Source organism: Hyphomonas sp. TMED31 (assembly GCF_002172815.1).
Classification (GTDB): domain Bacteria; phylum Pseudomonadota; class Alphaproteobacteria; order Caulobacterales; family Hyphomonadaceae; genus Hyphomonas; species Hyphomonas atlantica.
In genome coordinates, this window is the sequence record NZ_NHCK01000047.1 from 32,062 (window position 1) to 46,997 (window position 14,936).

Genomic DNA, 14,936 nt, shown 5'->3' on the forward strand with positions numbered 1-14,936 from the left:
CGGATTTCGCAAGACTAGAACAGGTCCGGGTTATCCGCGATCAAATCTTCGACTTCCTTGTCGAGGATCACGCGGACTTCCTGGGTGATATTGACGTTCAGATCGATCTTGATCGGCTTGTCGGACGGTTCGATGCGCACGGTCGGCGTACANGCCGCCAGAGCTGCTATGCCCGCGCCAATCAGCAAGGCTTTTGGAAATTTCATCAGGATTCGCTCCTCAAGGTTCGGACGGACCATGCCACACGCCGCCTTAACGTCAATGAAGTTGACCGTTGTGCGCTATTCACGTTCGCCTTCCTCCAGCCGCTTCGCCGTGACCTGTTTGACGACCTCGTCAGTCAGGCTTTTCTGGCTGGTATAGTATTGCGCATTGCGTAGTAGCTCACCCAGTGCGGAATTGACCGTGATATCAAACAGGAAGGGCTGACCATTGAGCACCTGATTGCCATTGCCATAAGCAATGCCCTTGCGGCTCNGGCCCTCCAGGATCAGGGAAATCGTCATCCGGTCGCGCACGTTTCCATCNAGCCCNAGCTCCAGCACGGTGAAATCAAAATCCTGTAGCGCTTCAAACGCCATCTTCGCATTCGGATCGGCCGCTCCGGCGGAGTCAGCGGCGGTGCCCTGATAGGAGATGTAACCGCCTTCCTCATCGGCCTTCAGGCGGGCATCACGCACGAAGATGTCCGTGCCCTCGACGTTAATGGGGAAGCTGCCGGAGACGGTGCCCGTGGCGCGCGTGTCTGGCAATTTCAGCACCTCCACCAGTTTCGACAACTCAATGCCGTTGGCCGTTACCTCAACAGTCTGCTGCTCTCCCGCGAGGGACCAATTCAGTGGCGACAGCGCCAATGTGCCACCCGCAAACGGGAATGATGCGGATTCCACGTTGAACTGATTTCCATTGACCAACTGGAACGTGATCTTGCCACTCTCGAGCGGCACACCGGGGTTCAGCCGCTCTACCGAGATCACCTGCCCCGGCTCAGTGGTGAGGGCGATGACGTCACTGAACGTGACCTGTCCATTCACGCCCTGCACCCGCCCAAGCCGCGTGGTCTGGAANCCAAACTCCGAAACAGTCACATCGGCCGTTCCACCGATCTTGCCGCCCTCGATCTCGAGCCGCGCNGAGGCAACNAGATNACCCCGAGCATCCGTGAANACGCCGCGCAGTCGGTCTGACAGACGCCAGGGCTGAAGGCCGCCCGGCTCAAAGGTCAGGTCCCGGCTGTTAACCGCCGCCATGCCCGTCAGCGTGGCGATATCGAGCCGCAAAAGCGTGTCCGCCACGGTGATGCCATTGGACGANAGTTTGAGTGGACCGGTCATGTAGAAATCAGGNCCATTCAGCGTCGCATCCAGATCTGCCGTCAATGGCTGATAGAGCGGATCTGCCCGATAATCCCGGATCATGACGCCATCTGCGCTGAGGCCGCCTTTCACTCCACTCTCGCCTGTTGTTCCGTCAAAGCGGAAATCCGTGGAGCTGACATCGGCAGGAATGAGCGATCCGTCGAATNTTGTCGCGCCNAGTCGCGCAGACAGTGCGGGGGGCGCATTGGAGCGTGTCGCAAGGCCCAGCCGCAATGTCTGCCCATCTATCGTCAGCGATTGCTCGCCTATGTTCAGGGACAGGGACAACGCATCCGCGATGGCTGAGACGCTGGCCGTCTTGCCGCCGGTCCAGTCGATTTCCGCATTGGTGAAACTGACGCTGCCAGTATTCGACGAGAAGGCAATGGGAACGGAAATGTCGCCAAGTGTCGTCGATCCGGCAAAGGCCTCGCCCGGTTTGATGAACTCGCTGCCCTCCGGGCAAATTGGGGTCTGGAATGCGCCAAGCTGCACAGATCCGAAACGAACGCCCTCGCTGTCCAGCTGCAGGCAGGAACGTTCTGTCGTCGCAATTCGCCATCCGTCGTCGCTGGACGACACGATGATATCCCCCGTCACATGCGTCGAGGCCAGATCGAAACCAGATACATTTCCGGCGATCCCGATCTTGCCTTCCGCTTCGAGCGTGAGCGCTTCTTCGCCCGAGCGCAAAAGGTCAAAGCTGGACAGGTCCGCAGACAAGCTACGGTCACCAGCGCGCCACGGAGCCAGTTTTACATCGCGCGCATGGATTTCGTTGAGGCCATTCTCAGTGGTCCTGAGCGACAGAGCAGTCTCAACATTGGGAAAGCCGCCGCCGCGCATCGCGAGCTTGGCGTCGAAGGAGCGCGACTGGCCTTGCTGAGTGAACCAGGCAGTCTCGGCAGGCTCGATGTCGAGCGCGAGTCCAGTTCTTGAGGTCACCTGCGCCGGTCCGGTCGCGGACATGCTCCAGCCGCTTCCATCGCGCTGCGCATCAACCGCGAGCGACGCATCAAACCCGACCATTGCCCGGCGCAGTGCATCTTTCAGGCTGGCTTCGTGAGCCGAGAAGATGTCTGGCAAGCTGATCAAATCTGTAAGCTGGCCGGAAGTGCCGGAATTGAGCGCGACGCCTGCGGTCGTGATCTCGGCCTCAATACCGATGCCTGCATCTGCCGTACGCCGCAATTGCCCCCGAACGGTGGCGGTATCTCCGCGGCCCTGGGGTAGCTCAAATGCGTTCGCCACTGCGAGGAACGGACCAGAGACGCGACCGGCTTCACCATTCAGATCCAGCTCGGCAGCGACATCGCGCCCCGCGAACGCGCTGCCCGAAACTTTTCCGACCATTCCCTCAGCCGACAATCGGATCAGGGCATCGAGAACCGAGTTCAGATCTGCCGACGGTAATTGCGCGAAAATAGCCTGTCCGTTCGTCTCTGCATCGGTCACTTCATAGCCGGTCCAGCTGGCGCTCGAAATGGTGCCGTCCCAGACGAATTGGGTCCGCCCTTCTCCGCTGATCGGTGAGTTCAGGATGGCTTCGAGCTGGACTTCCCGGGCCTGCACGCCGCGAATTTCAGCCTGCTGGAGATCAAGGAATATGTCCCCTTCCAGTTGCCCATCCTGCGCGACGACGTCCACCCGCCCTTCAGACCACACAAGCGTCCCCTCAGGCCCCGACAGCGATACCGGGTCCAGCCGCATCTGGAGCGTGCCGGATGTCGGGAACTCGCCTTCCAGATCAATAGAGGCACCAATGTCACCCGCGCTGGTGGCAAGCGACACCCGCCCCGCACTGACCTTCACGGGCGGCAGCGCGCCGCCGCCACCGCTGCCAGACCCGCCGACGCTTTCCAGCCCGTAGAATCGCAGGCCGCGATCGTCCAGCGTTCCGCGAAGCTGTGGTGCGACGACGGACACGCCTCCAAGAGACGGCACAAAGCCGCTCCATTCGAGATCCGCAATCACCTCATCCGCCGCAAAGGGCGTCTCACCACCCGAACGGATGCGCACATCGGTCAGCATCGCGCCACGAGGCCCCAGACTTTCAAAAGTCGCCTGGCATTCCAGCGATTGCTCGTGACACCATTGGGTGAGTGCCTGCTGGGCGATGTACTTCCGCCCCAGCCAGACCAGAGCCGCGAANAGCAGGATCAGCGTCAAAACAGCCAGAGCCAACCAACGCCCCCATTTCAGGCGCTGTTTGCCCGGTTTCGAGCTATCGACCTCTAAATCTTTGTAATGTGGCGTATTCACTGAGGCTTCCGGCTTGCTTCTTGCTTTGATTGGCTACTAGGATTTGTAGAGANGCAAGAAGGCCAAATTGAGCAAAAATGTCGTTTCTTAACGTGTAAGCGGTATAAAAGGTCCTTCTTGCAGTCACAGTCCATAGAGACGAACGGTGTTGGGTGGCACTAAGTGAGTGAGGGAAATCGCGCCATGGTGCATGACGTGAACAAGAATGAGACAACACACGCCGACACAGCACGCACTGTGTCCCACGGCGTGAAAAGCCTGATCGTGCTGGGCCTTCTNGGGTCGGTATCGGCAGTTNTGGGAGTCGTTTCCATCGGCCCGGACAGTGAATCCGGNGGCATNAGCGCGGCGCACGCNTCGCCCGTTCCGCCGCCNCTNGCNGCAACACTGCTGTCGGCGACCGAATTCGAGCCTGNCCTCGGCGCGCCAACGCAGACAAGCGACACGCTGAAGCGCAGGGAAACACTGACNGANCTGGTCACGCGCCTCGGTGCGGAGCCGTCTGATGCAGCCGCAGCCCTGCACACGATCTACGAAAAGGAATTCCTGGATCCGCGCCGTCTGCGCCCCGGCGTGAAGGCAGACGCCTTTCTCACCAATGGCAAGCTGACCGCGCTGAACATCAAGGCTGACGCCGAGCGCAACCTGTTCATCACGCGAACAGCCACCGGCGACTGGACCGCAAGTGAGCTGAAGGCGCGGTTGAGCCCGACCTATCACCGGGTGGCTGCACCGATCGAAACTTCAATCTATGACGCCGCCCGCAAACTTGGCGCTGGCGACCAGCAGGTCGTCGATTTCGCCAGTGCGTTTGCCTATGATGTCGACTTCCAACGCGAGATCCATCCNGGCGACTCTTTCGAAATGGTCTATGAAACCATGGTGGACGAGCGCGGCACGCCCGTGAAGAATGGCGAACTTGTNTTTGCCAAACTGAATGGTCGCGCCCTGACGCGGGGCTTCTACCGCTTCACGCCAAGCGATGACGGCATCGGCGACTATTTCGANGANAAGGGCGAGAGCGCNACGAAATTCCTGATGAAGACGCCCATCAATGGCGCGCGGCTTTCATCCTCTTTCGGCAATCGCCGTCACCCGATCTCGGGCTACACCCGCCTGCACAAAGGCACAGATTTCGCGGCACCGACCGGCACGCCCATCTATGCGGCCGGCAATGGCACGATCGAACGCGCCAGCCGCTATGGCGGCTATGGCCACTATGTTCGCATCAAGCACGCCAATGACTACAAGACCGCCTATGCGCACATGTCGCGCTATGGGCCCGGCGTACGCGCTGGCAAACGTGTGCGGCAGGGCGATGTGATTGGCTATGTCGGCTCGACAGGTGCCTCCACCGGTCCGCACCTGCATTATGAGGTCTACATCAAGGGCAAGCCGGTGAATGCCATGTCGCTGAAGCTGCCAACCGGGCGCAAGCTGGCCGAAACGCCAGAGATGCTGGCCGAGTTCGANCTNCGCAAGGCCGAGATCGACGCCATCCGCTCCGCACAAGGCGCACAATTGCTGGCATCCACCNCNGAAACCAATCCGCCATCGCCCTAGTCATCGGGCGGNCATTCAGACGAAAAGAGCCCCGGTCAATAGCTTGACCGGGGCTCTTTCTGTTTAGCGCCATCTAGTTCAGGGCTGCGGCGCCTTTGGCGAAGTCGTTGGGCACGCCATTGATCGCCAATTGGTCACCTTCGACGCCGATCTCGATGGTCTCGCCATCATGGATGCGGCCCTCCAGCAGGAGACGAGCCAACGGGTCCTGAAGTTCCTTCTGAATCACCCGTTTCAGGGGCCGTGCACCATAGACCGGGTCATAGCCGCGTGCGGCCAGCCAGTTGCGGGCGTCGAGGCTGAGCTGCAGTGTCATCTTGCGGTCCTTCAACAGGCCTTCGAGACGTTCCATCTGGATATCGACAATGTGGTCGATCTCGCCGCGGCCCAGCCGCTTAAAGAAGACAATCTCATCGATCCGGTTGATGAATTCCGGACGGAAATGCATCCGGATCGCGCCCATGACAGCCTCCTTGGCCGCATCGGACACGTCGCCCTCTTCGCCGCTCGCCAGCGCATCTGCGCCGAGGTTCGACGTCATGATGATGATCGTGTTCTTGAAGTCGACCGTGCGGCCCTGGCCATCCGTCAGGCGACCATCATCCAGAACCTGCAACAGCGTGTTGAACAGGTCCGGATGGGCTTTCTCGACTTCATCGAACAGAATGACCTGATACGGACGGCGCCGGACGGATTCCGTCAGCACACCGCCTTCATCATAGCCGACATAGCCGGGAGGCGCGCCGATCAGGCGAGCTACCGAATGCTTCTCGGAGAATTCCGACATATCGAGCCGCAGGATCGCCGTGTCATCATCGAACATGAACTCGGCCAGCGCCTTGGTCAGTTCTGTTTTACCCACACCGGTCGGACCGACGAACAGGAAAGAACCGATTGGGCGGTTCGGATCCTGCAAGCCGGCGCGTGCACGGCGGACGGCATTGGAGACTGCTTCCAGAGCCGCGTCCTGGCCGACGACCCGCTTGCGCAGCTCCTCTTCCATCTTCAGCAGCTTTTCGCGCTCGCCTTCCATCATCTTGTCGACCGGGATGCCGGTCCATTTGGAAACGACGGCAGCAATATGCTCCGGGCGGACGACTTCGGACACAAGGCTACCATCGCCCTTGTCTTCTTCGCTGCCTTCGACTTCGGCAATCTGCTTTTCCAATTGCGGAATGGTCGAGAATTTCAGCTCCGACGCCCTGCCGAGATCACCCTGGCGCTGAGCTTCAGCCATGTCGGCATAGGCGCGATCGAGCTGTTCCTTGGCAGACGCTGCGCCTTTCAGCTTGTTCTTCTCGGCAGACCATGTGGTCGTCAGCTCGTCGGATTTTGTCTGCAGGTCTGCGATCTCACCTTCCAGTGTTTTCAGGCGATCAACAGATGCCGCATCCTTTTCCTTCTTNAGCGCTTCGGCCTCAATCTTCAGCTGNAAAAGACGCCGGTCGATCTCGTCCAGCTCTTCCGGCTTTGAATCCACCTGCATGCGCAGACGGGACGCNGCCTCGTCCATCAGGTCGATGGCCTTGTCCGGCAGGAAGCGATCCGTGATGTACCGATTGGAAAGCCCTGCAGCAGAGACAATGGCGGCGTCGGACACGCGCACGCCATGATGGGCCTCATAGCGGCCTTTCAGGCCACGGAGGATCGAGATCGTGTCTTCAACCGTTGGCTCATTGACATAAACTGCCATAAAGCGACGCGCGAGTGCGGCGTCACCTTCGACATACTTCCGGTACTCATCCAGCGTGGTCGCACCNATACAGTGCANCTCGCCGCGCGCGAGCGCGGGTTTCAGCAAATTCGACGCATCCATCGCGCCGTCTGATTTGCCGGCACCGACCAGTGTATGCATCTCATCGATGAACAGCACGACGCCCCCTTCCGCCTGCTGAACTTCGTTCAACACGGCTTTCAGGCGCTCCTCAAACTCGCCCCGGAATTTTGCGCCNGCAATCAGCGCGCCCATNTCGAGCGCGAGCAGGCGCTTGCCCTTGAGGCTTTCCGGCACATCGCCATTCACGATGCGNAGNGCCAGGCCTTCCGCAATNGCGGTCTTGCCGACNCCNGGCTCACCGATCAGNACCGGATTGTTCTTGGACCGACGAGACAGGACCTGAATGGCNCGGCGGATTTCNTCGTCCCGGCCAATGACNGGATCCAGCTTACCTTCACGAGCGTCCTTGGTCAGGTCCCGCGCGTATTTCTTGAGGGCTTCATACCCCTCTTCCGCGTTCTCGCTGTCAGCTGTACGCCCCTGGCGCAATTGTGCCACCGCGCCTTCCAGAGCGGACGGCGTGACGCCAGCCTGAGACAGCACCTCCGCTGCCGGATCATTTTTCAGTTTTGAAACAGCCAACAACAGGCGCTCTACCGTTACGAAGCTGTCACCGGCCTGTTTTGCCTCGGCTTCAGCACTCTGAAACAATTGCGCTCCAGCCTGTTCCAGACGCAAGCCTGAATTTGTGCCTTGCACTTTGGGCAGTTTTCCAAGCGCGGTATCAATGCCCTGCGCGACGAGTTCCGGCCGGCCTCCAGCTGCACGAATGAGGTTCACGGCCAATTGGTCGCGATCCTCCAGCATTGTTTTCAGGATGTGCGCTGGCGTCAAAACCTGATGTCCGCTCGCGAGGGCGGCCGTCTGTGCGCCTTGTATGATTGCGCGGGCGCGTTCTGTGTATTGCTCAATATTCATCTATATCCCCTTTGAAAGGCAGATCATGGAAGTTGATGGATGATGGCCCCGCTCAGCGGCAGCCGGTATCCGGTTCTTTCCTGATGTGGGATGCAGTGACGGTCGTTGCAAGCGCACGGAATACAGAATTCGCGCATGAAAAACCCGGCCAGTGCGATCCGCAGGCCGGGCAATTCAATACGGTCAGATAGTCAGGACTATTCAGCAGACTCTGCCGACGCCTCTTCCGACTTCGCCGAATCGTCTTCTTTCGGCGCCGATTTGCGCCGACCGCGCGAGACGGTCTTCAGCACGCCGTCGGCTTCGCCATCCGCGCTATCATCGGCCTTGTCCTTCTTGGCATAAGGCTTCCGGCGTGTGCGTGTGCGCGGCTTCGCCTTGGCGTCGTCGTCCGATGCCTCCGAAGAGTCCTCTGCAGACGATTCGTCCGATGCCGCCTTTTCATTCCTGGACTCATCCTGATTGTCTTCATCCCGGCTCTTGTTGCGGGACTCGACCTCGGCCTCCTGCTTTGGAGAGGCGTCATTGTCAGAATTGTTGTCGTCATTGTCGTCGCGATCATCGCGGCGATTGTCACGGCTCTGCTGGCGCTGCTGCTGGGCGCGCTCTTTCGCTTCCTGCTGCTTCGCAACAATGCGCTGATAGTGTTCTGCGAACTGGTAATAGGCTTCTGACAGGATGCGGTCGCCACTTGTCTGGGCGTCGCGCGCATACTGTTGATACTTGTCCAGAACCTGCTGGGCAGAGCCACGGATCTTCACGTCCGGACCAACACTTTCATAGTGACGATTCGGATTGTTGTGATTGTTCTGGTTATTGCCGCCTGAGCGACGATTGCGCCCGCGTGAGCGTTTCATGAAGATCATCCCGTTACATGCGCCTGCTCAGTTTGCAGGCAGTTCCCAGCGCAATTGGCCATCTGAAATAAGCGGCCACAGCCCTAGATTTGCGCGAGTCTCGTGAGAGGGACATGCTGTTACACTTCGTGTGGTCGCCGTCTCACGAGAATCTTCTAGCGTGACTTTCCCAATCCGCCAAGAAGAAATGTAAGTATTACACAATTGGCCGTTTTGCCGCGATAGCGCGATCATTTCCGCCGAGGTCTTTGCGGCAGGTGATTTCGTCAAATCCGGCCTGATCCAGCAGGGCGCTGACCGCTTCTTTCTGGTCGAATCCGATTTCGAACACCAACCATGCGCCTTGCTTCATGCCTTGAGCTGCGAGTCCGATAATCTCCCGATACGCATCGAGCCCGTCCTTTCCGCCATCGAGCGCCGACATCGGATCGTATTCGCGAACCTCCGGCATCAAGCCTTCGATTTCGGCGCTGGCGATATAGGGCGGATTCGAAATGATCAGATCCGCCTCAGCCCAATTCTGCCAGCCCGTCCACGAGCCACGATGAACGAGGCTGCGATCGGCCAGTCCAAGGCGTGTGAGGTTTTCGCCAGCCAACGTCGCCGCCGCATCGCTGGCCTCTACCCCTTCCCCCCTCGCCAAAGGACGATTGGTCAGCAGGACTGCGAGCAGGCAGCCGCTGCCCATGCCAAGGTCTGCGATGAAAGCGGGCTGCTCCCTGGAGATACACTCCAGAGCTGTCTCAACCACGATCTCGCTATCCGGACGGGGGATCAGTGCCCGCGCATCGCTGAGGAATTCGAGTCCGTAGAATTCGGTCGTGCCAAGTATATGCTGCATCGGCTCGCGCCCCTCACGGCGAGAAAGTCGATCCAGAAATGCTGCAATGGTCTGTTCGGGAACCTGATCGGACCCACGACTTATAAGCTCTGAATGCTGACATCCTGAGACATGAGCCAACAGCCAACGGCTTTCAAGCCGGGCGTTGACGATACCAGCGCCCTTCAACCGTGCAGTGCCATCAGCCATCAATTGATCATATGTCATGTCAGGCAGATCAGCTGGCCTCCATCGCCGCCAGTTTGCGCGCACGATCTTCCGTGATCAGCGCTTCGACCACATCATTCAGCTTGTCGCCCGTGATGATCTTGTCGAGCGAGTAAAGCGTCAACCCGATCCGGTGATCCGTGACGCGGTTCTCCGGATAGTTATAGGTGCGCACCTTCTGGCTGCGGTCACCTGAACCAATCTGGCTGGCCCGCGCCTCGGCGCGTTCGGCGTCGCGTTCAGACCGTTCTTTCTCGTAAAGACGGATTTTCAGCTGTTCCATCGCCTTCTCGCGGTTCACGTGCTGGGACTTTTCCGAACTGGTCACAACGATGCCCGTGGCAAGGTGTGTGATACGAACCGCTGAGTCCGTCGTGTTTACGTGCTGGCCGCCAGCGCCCGAAGACCGCATTGTATCGATACGGATGTCTTCTGGCTTGACGTCGATCTCGACATTCTCCGGCGCAGGCAGAACGGCCACGGTCGCGGCGGACGTGTGAATGCGCCCCTGCGTCTCCGTTGCGGGCACGCGCTGCACCCGGTGCACGCCGCTCTCCCATTTCATATGACCGAACACGCCGTCGCCGGATACGTTCGCGACGATTTCCTTGTAACCGCCCGCATCGCCTTCAGAGGCATCGACCACTTCGACCTTCCAGCCCATGGTCTGTGCGTACCGCGTATACATCCGGTAGAGATCGCCCGCGAAAAGCGCCGCCTCGTCCCCGCCCGTTCCGGCGCGAACTTCCAGCACGATGTTGGCCGCGTCATCGACGTCTTTCGGAAGAAGCAGAACCTGCATCTCCTGCTCAAGGTCCGGCAGGCGATCCTTGATGTCCTCGAATTCCATTTCGGCAAGTTCTGCCATCTCGGCGTCGCCGGACGACATCAACGCCTCGGCCTCTTCAAGCCCCTTGCGCGCAGCCATCACTTCCCGCGCCTTGTCGACCACGGGCTTCAGTTCGGAATGCTCCTTCGACAGGGCGATGATTTCGTCGGTTTCCGTGGTCGCGCCCATGCGCGCCTCGACTTCCTCGAAACGTTCAACAACCTGCTGGAGTCGGGAGAGGGAAAGAGTAGCCATCCGCGCCATTTAGAGTGCTTTTGGCCGCCTGATAAGTCCCCCTCCGCTGTCAGCCCCCTATCCGGTGGTTATGCGCAGCACTTCCTTGCCGGCCAGCACGATCAGCGTAATCGATGCAAGCGCGAAGACCAGGAAGCGCAGCGTTACTTTTGGAGACAGGATCTGAACGAAGGAATGCAGGACCCGCAAGCCGACATAGATCCACGCCAGAAGGGTCGCGAAATGATCGCCGCCCCCCGTTAGCGCCGCGAAGAACATCAGCGCATAGAAGACGGTCGGTTGCTCGTGCAGGTGGTTGTAATTGTCGGCGACCGAGCGAACATTTGCCGGCAATTTGTCCCCATAGGTTCCCGGATGGCGGGCATCGTCGGGATTGATCTGCGCCTTCTGCATGGCCGGAATGCGCGTGGCGTACATCCAGAGCCACATGACCAGTGTCCAGACGATCAACGCCAGGACGGGGTGAAGAAATTCGACATTAATTGGCATTTTGGCCTCCCACAGCTTTTTCGTTCCGCAGGAAGCTTATGCCCTATTCTGCAGCCTGAACAGCACTTTGGTTAATGCCCGCATCGGAAAAATGCGCCTGCACGAAGGCTATGAACGTGTCGATATCTTCAGACACGACGCTGTGCCCACCCGGCCGGAGCCACCATGCAATTCCCGCATCGGGATCGAAATCCTGTTTCATGCCGCCATCCGGAAGGCCGGTCATTCCCACCGCCTCGTAAAGGGATGACGCTGCCTGCGCCGCGCGGAAAGAAGAATTCGGATCTGACCAGACATCCCGCCGTCCATTTCCGAGCAGCACGGGTGTCGGCGCCAACAATCCCAGCAATTGGTGCTGGTCGACCGGTAGTTCATCCACACGATCAAACCAGTCCCGAGCCTGGGGTGCGAGCCAATGCGGATAGGATTCTCCCATCCGTTTCAGGCCCTCGCCGGTTTGCGAGCGCGAGAGCGACGCACCGGCAAACCCCGCCTGATGCGCGATGACACCATCAATGCGATTGTCCCACACACCCGCCAGCAACGCCGCCTTGCCGAAACGGGAATGGCCGAGCAAAACTGTGCCATCCGGATCGATATCTGCCCGGGTCTCCAGAATTTGAGACGCTGCCGAATAGGCATAGGCCCACGCCATCAATGTGCTGGTCGGCGCGACGGGGCCTCCAAGATTTGCCATCACGTCTCGCGCCTCTGCCCGGCGGTCAGGAACGAAATCCGATCCATAGAAGCTGGCATACGCGATGCCGGCATCCATGAACCGCTCCAGCGGCACTTTGGCGATGTAGGTGCCGAATATCTGTGTCGCGACGAAGCCAAACGCCCCTTCCATCTCGCTGCCATCGCAAATCGTGTCGTCTGTGGCGGTCACCGGATAGCCGGGAAACGCCGCGCAATTGCTGGAAAAGGTCTGACTGATGATGACTGGGTGTGGCCCCGGCGCAGCGGGGGTGGCGACAACGAGATGAAACAGGCTGGCCCCGTCGCCTTGTCCGATCGTGACCGGAATTTCCTCCAGTCGTCCCTTACCGCCAAACAGGCTCGCATCCACCAGGCGAGACTCGCCCCAGCTGACCGGCAAGCCTTCTGGCCAGGGCCCATAGAGAACTGCTTCGAACCTCTCCATCATCTGACCGCGATAGGCATCGTCCCCAAGCATCGCGGCGACATTGATTTGCGGTTTCGGAACGGGCTTGTTTGCAGTTTCGAGACTCGCATAGTTCAGGCCCAGCATCGTGCAGCTGCTCATCACAAGCGCCGTCACGAAAATTAGCAGGATCAGTGGCAGGCGCACGAGAAACCAGACGCAAGCACGAAAAACTGAAAGCATGAGCCACTCCGACAATTCAAGCCTGAAACCTAGCGACATTTGGCTGAGCGCCTAGCCCCTCACGGAAAAGTGGTTACGTCGCCAACTTGTCTTCATACTGCGCGCGATAGCGGCGCGAACCTGGCACTTCGGCACCCGTGTCCAGCCGAAGCGTCACATCGCCTTCCCCTGTGGGTACGATCTCGCTGACACGGTCCAGATTGACGAGGTGAGAACGGTGAACGCGGACATGCCGGTCGCCCGCCGCCTGCAGAAGACGTGACAGCTCGGTCAGCGTCATGCGCGCCAGATACTCCCGCCCTTCGGTAACGACTTCAACATAATTGCCGGCCGCCTTTGCCGAGATCACGTCTGGCGCGTTCACGAAATAGCTGCGCCCACCGGATTTCAAGGTCAGTCGATGCAAGTCTGTGGCGTCGCGCTTCGCCCCGCGTTCGTCGAGCGCACGTTGCTCCACCATGCGGTTCAGCCAGAACAGGGCAGCAATCAGCGTGTAGGTCAGAACGTCCTTGCGGAATTCATAGAGCCAGACCGACACATCCGNGAGGCCNAACTCATACGGAANACCGAAAATGATCGGGCTGAGAAGCTTGCGGATCGCGACCATTGCGAGAATGTGCACGNCAGAAAAGGCAATCGTNGCGGNCNCATGGACCAGAAGATTGACCTTCCACGCCTCCGCCGTCAGCGGGAACCGGCTGAGCATGAAAGTNATAAATGGCGTCAGCGCCAGGATCACTCCATGCGAGCTGGCCTGACTNAGCCAGGGCAGGTTTGGATACGGGTCGCCCGTCCGNAGCAACACGTGCTGATCGGACAGGGATTCCACGACGAAAGACGCAAACAGGAAGCACGCGAAGTACAACCACGTNTTGCGATCTGCGCGCCGGTCGGCCTCCAGNTCNGGNTGTGTTGNGACGATCTCCATCGGGGTTTCCTGCCACAGCCCACGTCATAGCCGGAACACAAATATCAGAATTTCGTCCCCGAACGCCGCCATTTGTCCCCGGCGGACACAACTCGTCACCCGTGGCCACCTGATGCCCCATTCCAGCTGACTTGATGTCTCTTGAAAGCGAGGGTCACGCCAGACCCTCTGGAGACCGCCATGCCACACGCCCCCGCCTTCCCCCGCCGATACGATCTGGACTGGCTACGTATCATCGCGTTCGGCCTNCTCATNCTCTATCACTCGGGCATGTTCTACGTGACTTGGGGCTGGCACGTGAAAAGCGTCCACGCCGGTCCCGAGGCCGAATGGGCCATGCTGCTGCTGAACCCCTGGCGGCTGTCGCTTCTCTTCTTCATCTCCGGTGTGGCACTACGATTTGCGGCGGACAAGCTGGGCGGCGGGACTTTAGCGCGGGAACGTTCGGTACGTTTGGGCCTGCCTATNCTGTTCGGCATGGCGATTGTCGTAGCACCACAGAGTTGGCTCCAACTGGTCGAGTCCGGGGAGTTCTCCGGCAGCTTCTGGGCTTTCTGGCCCCAATACCTCGATTTCAACTCAGACTTTTCCATCACGACACCAACCTGGAACCACCTCTGGTACATCGTGTACCTGCTCGCCTACACGCTGTTGCTGGCCCCCTTCGCTGGCCGTATCTCACGCNTGATGCGAGGGCCGGGCGCGCGCGTGACGCAGGCGCTCTTCGCTGGCAAATGGGGACCGGCCACGGCGCTGGCCCTTCCGGTCCTGCCACACATACTCTACCGCCTGACGCTCGATCCCTATTTCCCGACCACGCATGATCTGACGAATGACTGGGCCAATCACGCCCACAGCCTGACCATGCTCATGCTTGGCTTCATTGTGGCAAAAGATGCCCACTTCTGGTCGGCCATCCGCCGCGCCCTGCCCGCCGCCATCGCCCTTGTATTGATCCTCGGGATCGGGCTGTCGGCCATATGGGCACAATGGGAAACCCTCAGCACCTCTGGTGAGTGGGACTGGATCATCTGGCCAGCGCGAATAGCCCGGCTTGCCTATGCCTGGATCGCAATTGCTGCCCTGCTCGGGCTCGCCCAAATTTATCTAAACCGTCCAAGCCGCGCGCTGACCTATATGACGGAAGCGATTTTCCCCTGGTATATCCTGCACCAGACGCTGACAGCGATGCTCGGCTACTGGCTCCCCCGCCAGGGCCTGCCGGTTGGATTGGAGGCCGTGCTGGTCATAGGCGGAACGTTTGCCGGATGCGCCTTGCTGCATGAACTCGTCATCCGCCGCGT

The 14,936-nt window shown here is 59.6% G+C and carries 11 protein-coding genes; 2 read left to right on the top strand and 9 right to left on the bottom strand.

Translation table 11 applies throughout. The annotated features are described in order from the left end of the window. Positions 1-14 precede the first annotated feature (14 nt). Together CBB91_RS07520 and CBB91_RS07525 are read right to left on the bottom strand one after the other, a co-directional pair. Positions 15-206, bottom strand: a complete 192-nt coding sequence (locus tag CBB91_RS07520; RefSeq protein WP_155841806.1) for a YnbE family lipoprotein — start codon at positions 204-206, stop codon at positions 15-17. Positions 207-281: 75 nt separating this feature from the next. Further along, complete coding sequence (locus tag CBB91_RS07525) at positions 282-3,620, bottom strand: YdbH domain-containing protein (protein WP_273013226.1); 3,339 nt, start codon at positions 3,618-3,620, stop codon at positions 282-284. A 162-nt stretch (positions 3,621-3,782) separates the two neighbouring features. Here CBB91_RS07525 and CBB91_RS07530 point away from each other — a divergent pair, with 162 nt between their 5' ends. After that, positions 3,783-5,183 carry a M23 family metallopeptidase gene (locus CBB91_RS07530; protein ID WP_273013228.1) on the top strand — a complete coding sequence of 467 codons (1,401 nt, stop codon included), beginning with the start codon at positions 3,783-3,785 and terminating at the stop codon, positions 5,181-5,183. A 73-nt stretch (positions 5,184-5,256) separates the two neighbouring features. Here the strand turns inward: CBB91_RS07530 and clpB are convergent, their stop codons facing one another. From clpB to CBB91_RS07565, 7 genes are all read right to left on the bottom strand, one after another. Beyond that, entirely contained in the window at positions 5,257-7,878 is a 2,622-nt protein-coding gene (gene clpB, locus CBB91_RS07535; protein WP_273013229.1) for an ATP-dependent chaperone ClpB, read from the bottom strand. Between the two features lie 197 nt (positions 7,879-8,075). Then, entirely contained in the window at positions 8,076-8,735 is a 660-nt protein-coding gene (locus CBB91_RS07540; RefSeq protein ID WP_206741169.1) for a DUF4167 domain-containing protein, read from the bottom strand. Positions 8,736-8,931: 196 nt separating this feature from the next. Further along, positions 8,932-9,783, bottom strand: a complete 852-nt coding sequence (prmC, locus tag CBB91_RS07545; protein WP_273013231.1) for a peptide chain release factor N(5)-glutamine methyltransferase — start codon at positions 9,781-9,783, stop codon at positions 8,932-8,934. Between the two features lie 10 nt (positions 9,784-9,793). Then, positions 9,794-10,867, bottom strand: a complete 1,074-nt coding sequence (gene prfA / locus CBB91_RS07550; protein ID WP_035551402.1) for a peptide chain release factor 1 — start codon at positions 10,865-10,867, stop codon at positions 9,794-9,796. 57 nt (positions 10,868-10,924) lie between these two features. Further along, positions 10,925-11,356, bottom strand: a complete 432-nt coding sequence (locus CBB91_RS07555; RefSeq protein WP_035551122.1) for an MAPEG family protein — start codon at positions 11,354-11,356, stop codon at positions 10,925-10,927. Positions 11,357-11,399: 43 nt separating this feature from the next. Then, positions 11,400-12,704 (bottom strand): hypothetical protein, encoded by a 1,305-nt coding sequence (locus CBB91_RS07560; RefSeq protein WP_273013232.1) that lies wholly within the window; start codon positions 12,702-12,704, stop codon positions 11,400-11,402. Positions 12,705-12,777: 73 nt separating this feature from the next. Next, positions 12,778-13,632: a LytTR family DNA-binding domain-containing protein gene (locus CBB91_RS07565; RefSeq protein WP_273013234.1), complete on the bottom strand. Its 855-nt coding sequence runs from the start codon at positions 13,630-13,632 to the stop codon at positions 12,778-12,780. A gap of 180 nt (positions 13,633-13,812) precedes the next feature. On the opposite strand from CBB91_RS07565, the gene CBB91_RS07570 reads away from it, so the two are divergent. Next, positions 13,813-14,936: acyltransferase (locus CBB91_RS07570; RefSeq protein ID WP_273013236.1), on the top strand; the 1,124-nt coding region annotated here is incomplete at its 3' end.

What these genes read in the sequence shown, in the direction of transcription:
- CBB91_RS07540 (WP_206741169.1), bottom strand. Translation starts at nt 8,735, where the DNA reads ATGAAACGCTCACGCGGGCGCAATCGTCGCTCAGGCGGCAATAACCAG.
- prmC (WP_273013231.1), bottom strand. Translation starts at nt 9,783, where the DNA reads ATGACATATGATCAATTGATGGCTGATGGCACTGCACGGTTGAAGGGC.
- prfA (WP_035551402.1), bottom strand. Translation starts at nt 10,867, where the DNA reads ATGGCTACTCTTTCCCTCTCCCGACTCCAGCAGGTTGTTGAACGTTTC.
- CBB91_RS07555 (WP_035551122.1), bottom strand. Translation starts at nt 11,356, where the DNA reads ATGCCAATTAATGTCGAATTTCTTCACCCCGTCCTGGCGTTGATCGTC.
- CBB91_RS07560 (WP_273013232.1), bottom strand. Translation starts at nt 12,704, where the DNA reads ATGCTTTCAGTTTTTCGTGCTTGCGTCTGGTTTCTCGTGCGCCTGCCA.